This window comes from Mucilaginibacter sp., assembly GCF_965277465.1.
Lineage (GTDB): Bacteria > Bacteroidota > Bacteroidia > Sphingobacteriales > Sphingobacteriaceae > Mucilaginibacter.
The window spans coordinates 388,956-404,856 of record NZ_CBDICW010000002.1 but is presented as its reverse complement, the minus strand read 5'-3'; the positions used below and the strand labels follow the sequence as shown (position 1 = coordinate 404,856).

At 41.9% G+C, this 15,901-nt stretch carries 16 protein-coding genes; 5 read left to right on the top strand and 11 right to left on the bottom strand.

What is annotated here, in order from left to right:
• Positions 1–68 precede the first annotated feature (68 nt).
• Positions 69–1,478, bottom strand: a complete 1,410-nt coding sequence (locus tag ACQY4U_RS14075) for a DUF892 family protein (protein WP_428330078.1) — start codon at positions 1,476–1,478, stop codon at positions 69–71.
• A 4-nt stretch (positions 1,479–1,482) separates the two neighbouring features.
• Complete coding sequence (locus tag ACQY4U_RS14070) at positions 1,483–2,409, bottom strand: manganese catalase family protein (RefSeq protein ID WP_428330077.1); 927 nt, start codon at positions 2,407–2,409, stop codon at positions 1,483–1,485.
• A gap of 196 nt (positions 2,410–2,605) precedes the next feature.
• Here ACQY4U_RS14070 and ACQY4U_RS14065 point away from each other — a divergent pair, with 196 nt between their 5' ends.
• The 3 genes from ACQY4U_RS14065 to ACQY4U_RS14055 all read left to right on the top strand — a co-directional run bounded on the left by ACQY4U_RS14065 (position 2,606) and on the right by ACQY4U_RS14055 (position 5,891).
• On the top strand, positions 2,606–4,810 hold the full coding sequence (locus tag ACQY4U_RS14065; protein ID WP_428330076.1) for a hypothetical protein: 2,205 nt from the start codon (positions 2,606–2,608) through the stop codon (positions 4,808–4,810).
• A complete protein-coding gene (locus ACQY4U_RS14060) occupies positions 4,807–5,154 on the top strand; it encodes a hypothetical protein (protein WP_428330075.1) in 348 nt (115 codons plus the stop codon). The genes ACQY4U_RS14065 and ACQY4U_RS14060 overlap by 4 nt, the downstream gene beginning before the upstream one ends.
• Before the next feature lie 179 nt (positions 5,155–5,333).
• Positions 5,334–5,891 (top strand): ferritin-like domain-containing protein, encoded by a 558-nt coding sequence (locus ACQY4U_RS14055; protein WP_428330074.1) that lies wholly within the window; start codon positions 5,334–5,336, stop codon positions 5,889–5,891.
• Positions 5,892–6,012: 121 nt separating this feature from the next.
• On the opposite strand, the gene ACQY4U_RS14050 is transcribed toward ACQY4U_RS14055, so the two are convergent.
• Positions 6,013–8,919, bottom strand: a complete 2,907-nt coding sequence (locus ACQY4U_RS14050; protein WP_428330073.1) for a PAS domain-containing protein — start codon at positions 8,917–8,919, stop codon at positions 6,013–6,015.
• A gap of 160 nt (positions 8,920–9,079) precedes the next feature.
• On the opposite strand from ACQY4U_RS14050, the gene ACQY4U_RS14045 reads away from it, so the two are divergent.
• Positions 9,080–9,457, top strand: a complete 378-nt coding sequence (locus ACQY4U_RS14045; RefSeq protein WP_428330072.1) for a response regulator — start codon at positions 9,080–9,082, stop codon at positions 9,455–9,457.
• A gap of 44 nt (positions 9,458–9,501) precedes the next feature.
• Here ACQY4U_RS14045 and ACQY4U_RS14040 read toward each other — a convergent pair whose 3' ends face one another.
• Positions 9,502–11,439 carry a PAS domain-containing sensor histidine kinase gene (locus ACQY4U_RS14040; RefSeq protein ID WP_428330071.1) on the bottom strand — a complete coding sequence of 646 codons (1,938 nt, stop codon included), beginning with the start codon at positions 11,437–11,439 and terminating at the stop codon, positions 9,502–9,504.
• 207 nt (positions 11,440–11,646) lie between these two features.
• Here ACQY4U_RS14040 and ACQY4U_RS14035 point away from each other — a divergent pair, with 207 nt between their 5' ends.
• On the top strand, positions 11,647–11,799 hold the full coding sequence (locus ACQY4U_RS14035) for a hypothetical protein (RefSeq protein WP_428330070.1): 153 nt from the start codon (positions 11,647–11,649) through the stop codon (positions 11,797–11,799).
• Between the two features lie 113 nt (positions 11,800–11,912).
• On the opposite strand, the gene ACQY4U_RS14030 is transcribed toward ACQY4U_RS14035, so the two are convergent.
• The 7 genes from ACQY4U_RS14030 to ACQY4U_RS14000 all read right to left on the bottom strand — a co-directional run bounded on the left by ACQY4U_RS14030 (position 11,913) and on the right by ACQY4U_RS14000 (position 15,901).
• A complete protein-coding gene (locus ACQY4U_RS14030; RefSeq protein WP_428330069.1) occupies positions 11,913–12,323 on the bottom strand; it encodes a hypothetical protein in 411 nt (136 codons plus the stop codon).
• The gene (locus tag ACQY4U_RS14025; protein WP_428330068.1) at positions 12,281–12,613 is read right to left on the bottom strand and encodes a YWFCY domain-containing protein; all 333 of its coding nucleotides are present in this window, start codon (positions 12,611–12,613) and stop codon (positions 12,281–12,283) included. Before ACQY4U_RS14025 ends, ACQY4U_RS14030 begins: the two co-directional genes overlap by 43 nt.
• 11 nt (positions 12,614–12,624) lie before the next feature.
• Positions 12,625–13,881: a relaxase/mobilization nuclease domain-containing protein gene (locus ACQY4U_RS14020; protein ID WP_428330067.1), complete on the bottom strand. Its 1,257-nt coding sequence runs from the start codon at positions 13,879–13,881 to the stop codon at positions 12,625–12,627.
• Entirely contained in the window at positions 13,836–14,258 is a 423-nt protein-coding gene (locus ACQY4U_RS14015; protein WP_428330066.1) for a plasmid mobilization protein, read from the bottom strand. The genes ACQY4U_RS14020 and ACQY4U_RS14015 overlap by 46 nt, the downstream gene beginning before the upstream one ends.
• 177 nt (positions 14,259–14,435) lie before the next feature.
• Positions 14,436–14,696, bottom strand: a complete 261-nt coding sequence (locus tag ACQY4U_RS14010; protein ID WP_428330065.1) for a hypothetical protein — start codon at positions 14,694–14,696, stop codon at positions 14,436–14,438.
• Positions 14,697–14,766: 70 nt separating this feature from the next.
• The gene (locus ACQY4U_RS14005; protein WP_428330064.1) at positions 14,767–15,372 is read right to left on the bottom strand and encodes an AAA family ATPase; all 606 of its coding nucleotides are present in this window, start codon (positions 15,370–15,372) and stop codon (positions 14,767–14,769) included.
• A 193-nt stretch (positions 15,373–15,565) separates the two neighbouring features.
• Positions 15,566–15,901, bottom strand: a complete 336-nt coding sequence (locus ACQY4U_RS14000) for a hypothetical protein (protein ID WP_428330063.1) — start codon at positions 15,899–15,901, stop codon at positions 15,566–15,568.

Genomic DNA, 15,901 nt, shown 5'->3' with positions numbered 1-15,901 from the left:
TATTTAACAATTAAAACAAGATATTGGTTTGAGCAACCGGCATCGAAACGACGGTTGCTCAAACTTTTTTAATCCTCAGCGCGTTCTGTGCTGGCTTCATAATTCACATGATTCTCCGCTATTTGGGTCAGTAATGCATCAGCGGTTTTCTCTTCGTCAATAGTCATTACCAACAATTCGGCAATCTCGTAATAGCCCAATGTTTTGGCCAGGCTGATCATGCCACCATAAGAAGCGATCTCGTAGTGCTCGGCTTTTTGCCCCGCGAATATCAAACCAACATCACGTTGGGCGGTGCCTTCTTCAGTATTACTGATGATCTCATCGCCTTCGTCAACAATGCCCGACATGGCATCGCACTTAGTAGTTTCGGGTTCTAAACCCAGGATACCAAAGATCTGTTCCAATCTGCTCACGTGGGTTTCCGTTTGAGCCAGGTGATCGGTAAAAGCAGTTTTCAGTTCCGGTGAAGTAGCAGCTTCTGCCATATCGGGCAAAGTATCCACCAATTCTCTTTCAGCCCATAGCAAGTCTTTTAGCTCGTCCACAAAAAATTCCATTAATTTAGAATTACCGTTTGATGCGGCTTGTTCCTCTTGCCATTCTTCTTCCTGCTCAATACTTTCAGGTTCTGGCGCATAAGCAGTTTGTGATCCGAATTCACCAGCCGCACCCTCATAGGATGGTTGCGCTGTAAATTGTTCTTGTTGTTCCTGGTAAGCCGGTTCGGTTGAATCTACCTTTTCTTCATTATCATAGTTATCATCCGAGGTTTTCGCCTGATCACGTAGTGACTTGATCAGATCATGGCCCTCGGTAATACCTTGTTGTTGGATTTGTAAAACCTGTACCAGTTCCGGATTTAATTCATTCTCCGGGTCAAGGGCATCACGGTAAGCAGCTTTCGCAGCATCCTCGCCGCGTTCGCATTCGTTTAATATGGCCAAAAGATCGCTGCCGGTAAACGTCGCTTTGATATCGATCCAGGCACGGTGCAGGTCACCTGAAGTGCTGGTGCCATCGGCAGGCTCGCCGCCGTACTGCTGCGCGATATCGGTTAGTTCGACTACATACTGCTGACTTTCGCCGGCCAATTTATTAAATACGGCGATCAATCCATTGTCGTCGCCTTCCAGGTCAGTGCCTGCTTTTTCGAATCCCGCTACGCGGTCATTGTTGATCTTGATCAGATCGTTGATCACATCGATTGCTTTTTCAGAGATTTCCATAGGTATTTGATTTTGTTGTGGTTCGTTTGAATGATTCAGTTTGTCGACGATCTGTGCTGCATGCTCGGCCCGTGCTTCCGCTAAAATGGGCGATTCATTGCTCAGGTCGGTTACGCATTCTATCTGTACCTGGTCAGCGGGAAAAGTTGTCGTTTCACCATTATCCAGTTTAAGTACTACTTTATCGCCAAAAGTGGTTAACACCTCACCTGATCCTTCTGGCGAAGTGATGCGTTGTCCGTAATTCATTTGTTTAATAGGTACTCCATTGCGCCACGCCTTTCGGCTCGGCTTGTTTCACTTCTTCGCTTTTAATCGCGCTCATATCTTTGTCCAGTTTCTCGGTGGCTTTCAACTCTTTGCTGAAATCTTCCGGTAGCTTGGTTTGGCCTTCTGTTTCCTTTACTTGTTGTAAAGGGCTTTCTACATAATTAAAGTCTTTGCCCATTCCTTTGATCTCGCCTTCATTCCAGGGGCCACGAACCGTTCCGTCTGACAGGTTATAAACATTTTGCAGGTAACGAGGGTCGGCAGCTAATACTCCTGGAGGGAAATTTGGTTGAATGCTGTTCAATGCAGCCTCGAACATCTTATAATGGGTTACCTCACGGGTCATCAAAAACGATAAGGTTTCGTGTATATACGGATCATCTGTAAATTTCATCAGGTGCTCATAAACCAGTTTCGCCCGCGACTCAGAAGCCAGGTTAGTACGCAGGTCAACGGTTAGGTCACCATTGGAGTTTATATAGGACGCGCACCATGGAATGCCCTGGCTGTTCCGCGGTGTCGGACCACCGCCTGTAATTATGGGAAATTGAGGGTTGGCGGACAGTGCCGCATGGATCACGTTTTCTTTCGCCGCTTTGCCGTTCATGGCGACCATGATCTCGCTTTGTTCAGCTGCGTCTTTGAGGTCGCCATTCACCCCTTTAAGCAGCATCTGAATAGTAGCACCAACAATCTCCAGGTGGCTGAATTCCTCGGTAGCGATATCCATCAGCATATCGTATTTGTCCGGGTGTGGCTGCTTGGCCCCGAAAGCCTGTGTAAAATACTGCATCGCAGCAGCCAATTCGCCGTTTTCGCCGCCGAATTGCTCTAATAACAAATTGGCAAAGCGCGGATCAGGGCGGGATACCCTGGCATTGAACTGTAAGTCTTTTACATGGTGAAACATAGTAGTAAATTTTAAATGGTGAACTTTTGCCAATGCAATTTTTAGACCAAAACCATGCTTTGAATTAAATAAATAATTTTTTAAGAAAGTTGAAACAATTAATAATCAGCATAGTTAATGTCTTACGTTTTTTTAATGGCACTATCCGATGGGTTCCCGGTGTAGGGAATTTTTGTTTGACGATAATCTTTTTACAATGGATGCATTATCACCCTGGGCCGCAGCGGTCAGGAGCTTATTTCGCGGGCATGACCAGCCAGCCTTATTTACGGAAGAGATAGTAGGATACACGGTTAAAGTTCATACTTTGAACAACTCGCTTTGGATTGCCGTGACCTGTCCCAAAGGAACGCAGGTTGTGCTGCGCCCGGCTTACGCACCTAACGATCAGTTACAATTAGGGAAAACAACTCGTCAGGAGGACGGTATCATAATTCATCTTTCGGCTACCATCGGGGATTACCGGGTCACGCTGCAATTTCCGGATAAGTCCAAGCCCTTGATCCGGTATACGACAACTTTTAAAGCGAATGATCCCTTGCTAGTGCCCTTCTGGCCGCGGGACCTGGTCATCACCTGGCCGGCTGAAAGCAATATAAAGCCAAAAGGCACGATTCACGTCAGTCAGGTCGGGACACGTTCGGGATTACAATATATCAGTTTAGATCAGCCAAAATCAGGCACTTTGCTATATTTTCAAAACCTCACCGCTTTGAACGATTACGCGCAGGCGACCGAAACATCACTCGGAAATGTTGTTGGCGGTAACTGGCCGGAACTAGGCTTTGCGTTGCCGCCGACGCTGAAAGACAAACCCATACCCGCGCAACAGGAACTGGTACTTTCTGATGCCTTTATTGCGTTCAGTCCTGACCAACCAAAAAATGAAATGGATCTGTCCAAACAGTTCCTTAATTTATTGGCAGACATCTATTTGTTGATGCCGAAGCCAACTACCGAGTATTACAACTGGCCGGATATGGTGGATAAAGGACTGCATGACATGGAATTTAGCCACGGCTGCTGGTCGCATGGGGCGGAGCAGGATTACCTGAATGCTTATGTAGCTGATTACCAAACGCCGCCGGAATTGATGGTGCAACTTGCCGTTTTAATGCCATTAACTGACTATTATGATTGGTGTCAAACCGACCTGCCGGCAATTAAAAAGATTCAAAACGGATTGGATGCATTCTACAGTAAAGATTTGAAAACCGTAATGCGTTTCCTGCCCGCTCTGGCGAAAGATTTGAGCGGTGATGAGGAGCAGTTACATCCCAACGTGATGGACTCCTGGTACTTGCACCACCCTTTATTAAATCTGGGCAGGTTGGCCATACGCGGGGATAATCAAGGAAAAAAACTCTTTTTAGATTCCCTGGATTTTACAATTAAAGTCGCCCGCCATTTTAATTATGAATGGCCGGTCATGTATAATATGGAAACGCTTGAAGTAGTTAAAGCGGAAACTCAGCCTGGTAAAGGTGGCGAAAAAGACGTGGCGGGTTTGTATGCTTTGGTAATGCTTCATGCCTGGCAGTTGACCAAAGAAAGCAAATACCTTTTGGAAGCCAAAAAAGCGGCTAAAACTTTGCAAGGTAAAGGCTTTGAACTTTTTTACCAGGCTAATAATACAGCTTTCGGCGCCAATGCCATGCTATGGTTATACAAAGAAACAAAGGAAAATGTGTACTTGGATCTGGCTTATTTATGCCTGGCAAACATTTTTAAGAACTTTCAGCTTTGGGATTGTAATTACGGTTATGCAAAGGATTATCCGACGTTCTTCGCCCTATTTCCATTGAACGATGCGCCATATACTGCTGCCTATGAAGAGCAGGAAGTTTTTGCAGCCCTCCATAATTTCCTGCGGTACGCGGAAGATGAAGAAATTCTGCCATCGGTTAATTTATTACTACCCGAGTTCATGAAATATATTTTACATCGGGCGCCGTATTATTATCCGCCGAACTTGCCAAAGGAAATGCTTTCCGACGAAATTAAAACCGGGCAGGTCGATCATAAACTTTGGATCGCTATCGAGGATATTCATGACGGCTGGGAGCAATCCGGCACAGTCGGACAGGAAGTTTATGGTGCCGGGGTGGCTTTTGGTATCATCCCGCGCCACTTCTATAAACTACATGGCGAAGACTTTATGATCTATCTCGATTATCCCACCGCAGCCCACCAACAACGCAAGGGTAAACTCAGCTTTAAAGTCAAGGGAGATAAGCGCCTAAGCTGCCGGATGCTGGTCATTAAAAAAGATAAAAAAGCCTTAACTGCTATTACCGTAGAGGGTGAAGCCGGCGAATTACACGGCAAAATCCGAAAGGATGGGCATATCGAATACACGGTCAATGGCGGCCAAAAAATCAAACTCAACTGGAAGTCATGAAGACATTATATTTCACATTAGCAAATCACCTGAAGATCATGGTTATACCAGACACAGAGGCTCACCTGGATGGTCACACGATCATCACCCATACCTACAGTGTTTTCGAGGATACGGGAATGGGAAATCCACTGATCGCCAGGAGCAAAGAGAGCACTTTACACCTGGAAAAAATTGAAGACCCCAGCTATTACGGGTTCATCACCTTCGAGAGGCCTGGCAGTATGTTCAGTTACACAGCTGACGGCCAGCAGGAATTAACCTCAGACGAAGCGACCGAACTCATTGAGCACTTGAGTGATGTACGGGATAACCCGGCTTTATGGAACGAATTGGACCGATAATTATCGCGACTTGAAAAAAATTGATTATTAGATTAAAAGAAAACTTTTTTCCGAAAATATGTTGTTCAAATACTAAGCGATGGAAGGAAAAACGCGTTGATTGACACAAATTTTGGAATGGAAATTGTATTTAATCTTACGAATTAATTAATGCAGTATATAAATAATATAAAAAAAAAATGGCTACTAAAACAACTAAAAAGGCGGTTGCAGCAGCTGCAAGCCGTACACCAGAAGCAGAAAGCGCTTTAAAAGAATTATTTGTTGACGAGATCAAAGATATTTATTGGGCGGAAAAACATTTAGCGGCAGCCTTGCCTAAAATGATCAAGGGCGCTACTTCGGAAGATCTGAAACAAACGATTACTACCCACCTGGAAGAAACCAAAAACCAAATTACCCGTTTGGAAAGTGTGTTCGCTTCCATCGGTGAAAAAGCCGTCGCTAAAAAGTGTCTCGCAATGGAAGGCTTATTGAAAGAGGCTACCGAATTGTTATCAGATACCGAAAAAGGTACAGAGGTCCGCGATGTGGCGATTATTTCAGCTGCTCAAAAAGTAGAACATTATGAGATCGCGTCTTATGGCACTTTGCGTACTTTAGCCGGCACTCTGGGCTACGGTGAAGCACAAGGACTGTTAGATGAGACTTTAGCTGAAGAAAAGAACGCCGATTCTTTATTAACACAAGTAGCTGAAAATTACGTAAACGAAGCTGCTGCGGCAGAAGTTGAATAAACGAATAGTCAAATAGATTAAACAGGAAGGCCGCTTTATGCGGCCTTTTTAATTATTGATCATATTACAAGACACCATCGTAGACTTTTTTTAATAAAATACTTTTTATGCAAAAGTGTTATTATTTATTAATTGGGATAGTAAAGTAAAATGTTGATCCGATACCAATTTCACTTTCAACCCAAATTTTACCATGATGCTGCTTAATAATTTCAGAACTCAAATACAACCCTATGCCGAATCCTGATATATGAGCGGTATGCTTGCTTTCTACCCGATAATACCGATCAAATAAATGATTAATATCTTTCGGTTTAATCCCCATCCCTTCATCCTCAACACTTACCTGAACGTTATTAGCAATTAATTCACATTTGACATGGATATTGTTTCCTTTTGGCGAGTATTTAATGGCATTGTTGATCAGGTTTGATATTACAGAACCGATCTTATCACGGTCTGCGTAAACATTAACCGGATCACATGGAGAAATATGGATAGAATGAGTTGTAGAAGTAAGCCTGCTTTCCTCGATAATTTCCTGAATTAGCCGATCAATTAGAAAATCCTGCTTAGTTATCAAAATCTTTCCGGCATCCAGCTTCGAAACGTTCAAAAATCCGGTAATCAAATTTCCCATTTTTCGAACCTGAGAATCGGCCGTTTGCATCGCGGTTTTTAGAAACGGGTCGTCAGCGTTTTTTAATTTACTTTTCGTTACCTGTACGACTGCGGTAAGCGTAGTTAATGGGGTCTTTAACTCGTGGCTTACCATGCCTATAAAATCATTCTTACGTAATTCGTCAAGTTTCTGCTCAGTAATGTCAAGGACTGATCCTATAAACCGAACAGGTTCGTTTTGTAAATTAAAATAAGCTTTACCCTTAGCTCGCACCCACCTAAGTTTCTGATCTTCGAATCCAACAGTTCTGTATTCTACATCGTAATCACCGTCACTTACTTCCTTTTTAAAAACATTTTCTATGACTTTTAAAACCCTATCACGGTCATCGGGATGCAATCCGTTGATGAAATCAAGTTCATAACTGACTTTGCCATTGTGGCTTATACCAAAAAGAGTTCGACATCTATCGTCCCAATGCATCGTTCCTTTCTCCATGTCCATATCAAAGGTACCGAGCTGAGCAGCCTCTTTAGAAAGACGTATTTGTTCCAATGCCCGTTGCAGCTCTTTTCTGGAATTTACCTGGTCGGTAACTTCGTTCGAAACTGCAATCACTCCCGTTATTGATCCATTTAAATCCTTCACTGGGTCGTAGATGAAATTAATCCAAACCTCTTCCAAAACTCCGTTTCGCATTAATGTTACGGGCAATTCATTTGCAATAAATCGCTTCCCGGTTTTAAAAACATTCAAGAGCAATTGCTCATACCCTTGTCCCCTGGCTTCTGGTATTGCCTCAAAAAGCGGTTTGTTTTTAACCTGATTAGCAGTTCTTCCCCAAAACTCCAGTATCTTATCATTATAAATATCGATGATCAAATCCAGACCTGTATAAATGCCAATTGCAACGGGTGCTTGCTTAATGATATTTCGGAACTTAGACTCGCTGTCGGCGATGTTTTTTAACAGATGTTTTAGGCTTTCCTGGGCTTCCGCAAGTTTAATATTAGCATTGACCAGATCTGCATTAGCAATTGATAATTGCTCGTTAAGTTTAAGTTCTTTAGTATAACTTTCTTCCAGCTTTCCTCTTTCTTTTACCTTGTCAGTAATATCGTTCGCAGAGACTATGATAGCCGATACTTTACCAACATTATCGATAATCGGATCGTAAGCAAAGTTCACATATTTTTTTACGGGTCCTTCATTAGTATCGAGTAAAAAAACCTCTTCTTCCTCCCTGTAAGGTTGTCCGGTTTCAAAAACCCGCCTTAATAATTCAGGAAACGGCTGGTCTTTTATTTCAGGTAACACCTCAAGCAAAGGATTTCCAATAATCTGGGTAAGGTCCTTGCGCCACATCTCTGCAATAGGCTGATTTGCAATTTCGCATATCCATTGCTCACCCCTCAGGATAAGTAGGCCATATTTTGCATTCATTATTAGCTCTTCCAATAGCTTTTCCCGGGTTTTCGATCTTTCTTTGGCCTTAACCGATTCAGTTACTTCTATCACGAATACAAAAATGCCGTCAATCTCGCCGTTCAATTTTTTTCGCGCTCTATAGATAAAATCAAAATAGCGATCTTCAATTGGCGATTGACTGGTTTTCGCTAACGGGATCAGTAATTCATGTCCTTCAAAAGTTTCCCCTGTTGCATATACTTCCTCTATGATATCTGATATCGGCTGATTTTTAATCTCCGGAATTGCCTCGTACAAAGGTTTGCCTAATAGCTCCCGGTCGGGGAAAAATTGCTGGTAAAAGGGATTTATAAATTCATAAACTAGATCGGGACCTCCAAGAATACATATCCCCGCAGGCACCTGCTCAAAAAGATCATCTAACATATTTCGCTCAAATGATAGTTGGGCTGCCGACTGTTCTAATTTATTTTTTAAATCATTTAAATCCTTAAGGGCATTGACTTTTTCAGTGATCTCGATTACGGTTACTAAAACCCCGCCAATCACGCCTGATTCGTCTTTTATAGGACTGTATGAAAAATCGAAGAAGCACTCCTCGACAAATCCGTTTCTATTTAAAGGCAACATAAAATTAGGAAAGCCAACAGCATTACCTTTCATAACGCCATCGAACATGGGACCTATAATATGCCATATCTCGCTAAAGGTTTCACGTGTACTTATCCCAACAGCCGCGGGGTGTTTCAATGAACCTAAAATTGGCCTGTAACCATCATTGTACAATTGAATATATTCCTTTCCCCAGGCAATATATGTAGGAAAAGGAGTGGATAACATATTACCTACCGATATCCTTAAACTTATTGGCCACCCGCTAACATCACCTATTGGTGTCAAAGACCAATCTGTTGATCTTATCATTTCTCCCATCTCACCGCCGCCATCTAAAAAGTTGAAAGTGTCGTTTAAAGCCATTGGATTATATACTGTTGGGATAGAATACTATGAAACCGAATTTATGTAAAGCAAAATAAATATTTTTTGTTTAAATATCAACTGTTTAGTTGGAATAAAATACTAAAATATTACATTTACAAAAGCTTTCGTTTATTATAAACAGCTATACCTTAGACAAATGAATGCCATTTTAAAACAAATAGTCATTTTTGATGATGACCCGGATATCTTATCTATTTGCTCTTACATTTTGGAGGAAATGGGATTTATTGTTCACTGTTTCATCGATTGCATTGACATTGAAGTAAAGGTTGCGGCTATTCTTCCAGACGTAATATTGATGGATAATTGGATTCCTGATGAAGGAGGCATTAAAGCTACGCAACGACTTAAAAAGAACGAATCACTGAAAAAAATTCCCGTGATTTATTTTTCTGCAAACAGCGATATACAACAGTTGTCTAAACAGGCAGGCGCTGATAACTACCTTGCTAAACCCTTTAATCTTGAAGATTTACAGGCGATTATCGAACATACGCTTAACATCGGTTACTAGAAAAAACTGGTAGCGATGAGATTAAATACGATTTTGCTAACCAATTAAAGTGGCAAACTAAAGTAAAAAGTAGATCCAATACCAATTTCGCTTTCAGCCCATATTTTTCCATTATGCTGGTTAACAATCTCAGCGCTTAGGTAAAGCCCTATCCCAAAGCCAGAAATATGCGCTGTATGTTTACTTTCCACCCGGTAATAACGGTCAAATAGATAAGGAAGATCAGCCGGCTTAATGCCCATACCTTCGTCTTTCACACTCACTTGGGCACCATTTTCAAGCAATTCACACTTCACTTCCACCAATTTACCTTTTGGGGAATACTTAATGGCATTATGCAATAAGTTGGTCAGCACCGAACCTATTTTTTCCTGATCCGCAAAAACTGTAACCGGAGGACAGGGCTCAAACCTGATCTCATGGCTGTTTATAGTGGTATTAATATTATCAATGATTTGAGACAAAAGTTCGTCAAGGTCGAATTGTGTTTTGGCCAGCGGAAGTTTACCAGATTCCAACCGGGAAAGGTTTAGAAACCCATTAATCATATTACCCATTTTCCTGACCTGTAAATCCGCTTTCCCCAACAGGTTCTTCTCAAAGCTATCCTCGCTTTTTTGCGCCTTTCCGTTTAACACCTGGATATAAGCCTGTAAAGAAGTAAGTGGCGTTTTTAACTCATGGCTAACCATTGCGATGAAGTCATTTTTTCGCAAATCATCCAGCTTTTTATCAGTAATGTCCAACATGCTGCCTAATAAGCGCAGTGGTTTACCCTCCTTATCGTAATAAACCTTGCCTTCGGTTTGAATCCAGCGGATATCTCCCTCTTTAATAATGCGAACGATATAATGCAATTTCCCTGTTTCAAAAGCAGTCTCCAGCGCTCGGTGCCGGATCATAAGATCATCCGGGTGGATTGCGGAAAAATAAGTAGTATGGTTCGAGGAAGGATCGATTCCCATAATTTCGTCCAACCGTGGCGAAGTGATCAGGGCATCCGTTTGCAGGTTCAGGTCGAAAGTCCCTAAAGCGGCTGCTTCCACCGCCAACCGCGCCCTTTCTTCTGCTTCCTCGGTATTTAATTTAGCATTAACCAGTTCCGTCACCTCCTGGCAAAGTACCATCACGCCAGTGATCTCACCATCCGCTTCCTTATACGGCTGGTAGACAAGGTTTAGAAAACCGTTAATCGCCCCTTCGGCATGTGCTATAAAATAAGGCTGCGCGTATAAATGCAACGGCTCACCGCTAACCCTGACTTGTTCAATAATAGGCCGGAACACCGCCTCCGTTTCCGGGATGATCTCAAACAAGGGGTGGTCGATCAACTCATCTACACGACGACCGATCAGCCGGGCATAACCTTCGTTCACAATACCGACGTTCATTTCGGGGCCGATCAGCACAATAATTCCTACGGTGGCTTCTCTGACCAGATTTTGAAAACGCTGGTCAGACTGCCGTAGTTTCGCAATCACCTTTACCTTCTCCGTAGTTTCCGTACAAGTCACAAACACCCCTGCTGGCTGGCCCGTTTCATCCTTAACCGGGCTATAACTAAAGGTCCAATAAACATCTTCTACATTCCCATTGCGGTATATCGGCAGCAAAAGGTCTTCGTTCCAACTGGCTTCACCGCCGTTCATTACCTGCTCGATCAGCGGGCTGATTGTCGTCCATATCTCCGGCCAGATCACCGCGCCGGGTTGCCCGATGGCCGGGTGCTTACCGTTATTGCCCAAGCTTGGCCGGTAAGCATCATTATAAAAACAGATGGAATCCTGCCCCCAGAACAGGAACATCGGGAACCGGGAATTCAAGATAATACTAAGGGTGGTTTTCAGGCTCTGTGGCCAGGTTTCGGGAGGTCCTAAAGTATGACCCGCCCAATCAAAGTACCGGGTCAATTCACCCATTTCCCCACCACCGTTTAAGAACTGGATAGCCTTATTTTTGGTTAGATCATTTCGCGGCATCATCAGCGGTAAGGGTTAATTGGTTTACCAAACTGCTTTCAATTTTTATTCTGCTGGTGACCATCTTTGATTTTTTATTTATCCAAACATAACATTTTTTGGCCCTATTGGTTTTTACTATCCATTGATTTAATAAATAACATGAGTTCAGCATTTGTTAGGGAATGAGAATACCAGCACTTACGGGATGTCACGCCCACTTTAAGTGCCTTGTTACTTTACCTGCGTCGTGAAAACGGCGGCCCGGTACGGGAGGTAAAAAGCTATCATAGCGAAAAGCATGGGCGGGAAGTTTTTGATATGAGCGACGGGCTGACCTACGCGCTTAATGACAATAACCAGTGGGTTATTTTATTGCACTAACGCCTGTTCACACCTATGAAAAAGGACCTTGCCTTCTTGCCCTTTAACTATTTAAACACACTTTGTGATTTTTTTAGGGTCGCAGCCAAATCAATTCCTTCTCCTAACACACCTTAAAACAAATCACCTGTTTCTCTAAATCGGTCCAGCGCATTATGAATATTAAAATGCTGTATCGTTAAACCAGGCTTAACCTCATCCCAGCTTAGCGGGGTAGATACCGTTGCGCCGGGCTTTGGGCGTAAAGAATAAGGCCCGGCAATAGTAGCACCCGGACGGTTTTGTAAAAAGTCGAGGTACATTTTACCCTTACGGGCAGCAATGCTACGCTCTAAACTTGTATAATCTGGAATTTGTTTATGAACAAGTTTGACGATAATATTAGCGAAAAGCTGGCTTTGCTGATAAGTGTATTTGCCTTCGAGCGGAATATAAATGTGCATCCCGGTAGAACCGGATGTTTTCGGGTAGGACGGAACATCTATAGGGTACTGATAAAGTACAATAATAAACCTGTAAAACAATAAACGAAAATCCTGCTTCCTTTTATGAATTCATCCTTTTTCCCTTTACTTCCCACGAGTGAAATCATTAAAAGAATGAGTGCCGCCAATTTCGCATACAGCACTTTGGCGAATACTATCATCTTTGATAGTGGCAATAAAATATGATTTACAATAGGATTGGTCAAGCCTAAAATTTGAAAAGCCGGATAACAGCTTAGATAAAAATGTACTATCAAAATAGCAATACTTAAAAGCCTGGTAAAGTCAATTATCTTTCTTAAGGCTTGTTCGTTTTCACCTGTTTGCATAATGGTATATTTTAAAGTGAGTGGCCTTTTCTTTTCTTCTTACGTTTATTTTGCTGCAGCCTGCCGATAGCGGCCATACCCTGTTGTTCTTCTTTGAATAAGATGTTTAGCAATGAATCACCGTCGCTACCGGTCGCGTTTGAGCCTGAAATATTGTCAGTGAATTTTGGTGCGCTGGTATCGCTATATTCTTTCTTGAATATTGGTTGATTGTGATTTATTCCGTCTTTTTTAAACCAATTTATCAATGCTGCCGCACTGTAAGTCTTGCCTAAATCGCTACCGTTAAACACCGCTTTCGACCCGTGATCTATAAAAGTAATACCGTATAAACGGCCTTCTTCATTCTGCCTGAAAATGACTTGAATTCCGTCTGCTTTTAATTTTTTTTGAAAATCGGTTTTTGAAATTGGTGTTAATAACGCTTTGTCAACCTTCGATTTTACCTGGTCTTTCAGCGGTTTACGCAATACCTCATTCAACCGAAACCGGTCTTCGAGCGCCTTCAAAGTTGGCTTTCCGTAGATGCTGCTTGCCTTAATTGGCACCCCAAGTTTGTTTCCTTTTGCATCAAGTACCCAATAAACCAACCCATTTTTTTCATACATTCTTGAATTCTTAGACCCACGATCAGCGGTGATATTGTATTGATTTAGTACAGCATTCAGTTCAGGAATACTGGTAAACTTGTATGTTTTTACTACTTGATTCACAACATTCGTGATTGATCTTTTAATTTCAGATTTGCCATAATCCACCTGGTCCAATGGCTTATTAATTACGTTTTGCTGTTTACCCTGATCTTCTGCCTTAACCAAGTTGTAAGTTAATTCGACCTGTTTTCTCGCACTTTCAGAAGCCCTGTTTGCGAGTAAATGAAAGCTGATACGTTTACCGTCCGGTTCAATATTAGTGGTTACAATATGCAGGTGGGGGTGTCCGGCATCACGATGCTGGTAAACCAAATAAGGCTGTTTACCAAAACCTAATCCCTCCATGTAGTCATCGGCAATTTGCTGTAGTATATCTTTCTTCAGGTTTTCGCTGACTGCAAAATTTAACGAAACGTGCAACGCATTTACGAGCGTTCGCTCATTCCGATTGGTTAAATCAGTTAACCTTCGCAGCTTATCAGTGAACGTCAAATTGACCGGATCTTTCAGGTAGCCTTGGGCTGAAATTAGTTCCGCTCTACCCAGTTTTACTTTATGTTCATTGTAATTTATTGCACCGCTGAGACTTCTCCCGGTTTTAATTTTTGCGACCATAATTCTGAAAAACTTTGCATACGTTCCTTGATTTGCCCGATTGCCGGATCGACTTTGCTTCCAATGATGGAAAGCAGATTTAACCATAACCGGTTATCCGCATTTCCGTGTGCGCTGTTAATTTGACGAACCGCCTGATTAAGATTATTGCCGATAGCATTCAGCTCTTTTCGGAGTAGTGCCAATTCTTCAAGCATTTCATCCATCGACTTGTCACGGTAATTTACCGTGATCGGTTTTTCAAGTAGAACACACCTGATGTACTCACTCATTTTTAAAAACCTTGTTTTCTTAAAACGGGTATCAAGCACTTTAAATTCGTTGGGTTTAAACCTTGTGGTTACTTTGCGTTCCCTGTTTTCTTCTTCATTTTCCATTCCTGTAATCTTTAAAAAATCCGACCCCGGAGGATTTTAGCAATCCCCCCGACTGACTTTGGAAGGCAGGGGCAAGATCCGTTTGTCCGACAAACGTTTATCTTGCTGATTGCTATAAAGAGGCAATCTCCTTCTTTAAGATTTCTTCAACCTGTCTGCATTCCATTAAGATCTTCATCATGTTGACTTCTTCAATTTGGTATCTAAGAAGAACTTTAAAGCATCGATACTGATATCCTTTAAAGAAGCATCATATTCCACTCCATAGGATTTCACCCGCTTCAAAAGTGCCTTTGGAATCCACACATTCAATTGCGCCTCGTCCTCTTTCACTGCGGCGCTTTGCCTGATTGGGTGGACTTCCTGTATGGGTGTTTTGGGAACATCCTTTTTAAGTTTGTCTGCTAACCCGCCCAACTTGTCTTTATAATCTGTCATTGTAAACCTTTATTTAATTACCCCGTTTCATAAGAGAATTTGACAATTACATAAATTTGTATTTATGTAATTATGCACTGATGCGATTTACAATCTCCTCGGCTAATGATGTTATTTCATCTATCGCTTTGTTATCGCTTCCTTGCAAAACCCCTGCGGTTATTGATGATCTTGCAATGCTTACACGGTCATGTATCATCGTCGCCAAAACAGGGGTTTCCATACTTTCTAAAAGGCCTATCACTTCTTTTGTTATACCTGAGCGGGGTTTGATCATATTCATTACGATACCGGCCTGTATGTCCGGCTTTTTCACCTGGGCATCCTTTACTAATGCGATGGTTGAGCGAATAGCCATTACATCAAAAAAACCGGCTTTGGTTGGTATCAATATAAAATCTGAAAGGCTGAATAGTTCCGGCAATTTATTAGACAAATAAGGCGGGGTATCAACTATAATCAGGTCGTAATCCAACTTTTTGATTTCCTGCAACTGATCGTTACCTACAACTGCAAATCCAGGCAGTTCCTCTTTGATTTGAAAGAGACTGCCCTGCAAATCCGTGTCAACCAAAGCAACGTTTAGCTGATCCTGAAAACACACTGCTAAATTCATTGCGAGTGTGCTTTTTCCTACGCCCCCTTTTTGGTGTGCTACTGTGATGATCTTTCCCATTTTATATAATTCTAAATTGTTATAAATACATAATGCTGTAATTGCATAATGCTGTAAATCTTTAAATACATATTTCTTCATTTGCATAAGTCTGCAAATACATATTGCTGTAAACCTGTATTTCAACAACTACAGGTTTCTATACTTACATGATTCTATAATTACATATAACTGTAAATACAGAAATCTATAATTATGTATCAGGGAAGGCTATTCGTTTTGCTTCCTGACGTTCCAATAATTTTGTTTGTTGAATAGTATTGTAAATCCATTCCTTTGCTAAAACTTTCCAATTTTTTTGCGGCCTGCCGGTTACGGTTTTCCATTCCATTTTTTCGTAATGCTGAAAAAAGTTTAGGGCATCCGGCAAAGCCATGCTTTGCTGATAGAAATAAATTGCCACATGGCCGATAAGTGGCGGCATTTGGTGACCCATTCCCTGATTTGTAGAATCAGCCAAAATGTCATCAAGAACTGCATTCAATTCCTGTTGATAATTAACTCGCCGTTTAGCCCTGCGCTTTAACAT

Coding starts and splice junctions, on each gene's coding strand:
- ACQY4U_RS14005 (WP_428330064.1), bottom strand. CDS start 15,372: ATGGGAAAGATCATCACAGTAGCACACCAAAAAGGGGGCGTAGGAAAA.
- ACQY4U_RS14025 (WP_428330068.1), bottom strand. CDS start 12,613: ATGCAAACAGGTGAAAACGAACAAGCCTTAAGAAAGATAATTGACTTT.
- ACQY4U_RS14020 (WP_428330067.1), bottom strand. CDS start 13,881: ATGGTCGCAAAAATTAAAACCGGGAGAAGTCTCAGCGGTGCAATAAAT.
- ACQY4U_RS14015 (WP_428330066.1), bottom strand. CDS start 14,258: ATGGAAAATGAAGAAGAAAACAGGGAACGCAAAGTAACCACAAGGTTT.
- ACQY4U_RS14070 (WP_428330077.1), bottom strand. CDS start 2,409: ATGTTTCACCATGTAAAAGACTTACAGTTCAATGCCAGGGTATCCCGC.
- ACQY4U_RS14045 (WP_428330072.1), top strand. CDS start 9,080: ATGAATGCCATTTTAAAACAAATAGTCATTTTTGATGATGACCCGGAT.
- ACQY4U_RS14000 (WP_428330063.1), bottom strand. CDS start 15,901: ATGTTAAAGCGCAGGGCTAAACGGCGAGTTAATTATCAACAGGAATTG.
- ACQY4U_RS14050 (WP_428330073.1), bottom strand. CDS start 8,919: ATGGCTTTAAACGACACTTTCAACTTTTTAGATGGCGGCGGTGAGATG.
- ACQY4U_RS14075 (WP_428330078.1), bottom strand. CDS start 1,478: ATGAATTACGGACAACGCATCACTTCGCCAGAAGGATCAGGTGAGGTG.
- ACQY4U_RS14060 (WP_428330075.1), top strand. CDS start 4,807: ATGAAGACATTATATTTCACATTAGCAAATCACCTGAAGATCATGGTT.
- ACQY4U_RS14065 (WP_428330076.1), top strand. CDS start 2,606: ATGGATGCATTATCACCCTGGGCCGCAGCGGTCAGGAGCTTATTTCGC.
- ACQY4U_RS14040 (WP_428330071.1), bottom strand. CDS start 11,439: ATGATGCCGCGAAATGATCTAACCAAAAATAAGGCTATCCAGTTCTTA.
- ACQY4U_RS14055 (WP_428330074.1), top strand. CDS start 5,334: ATGGCTACTAAAACAACTAAAAAGGCGGTTGCAGCAGCTGCAAGCCGT.
- ACQY4U_RS14010 (WP_428330065.1), bottom strand. CDS start 14,696: ATGACAGATTATAAAGACAAGTTGGGCGGGTTAGCAGACAAACTTAAA.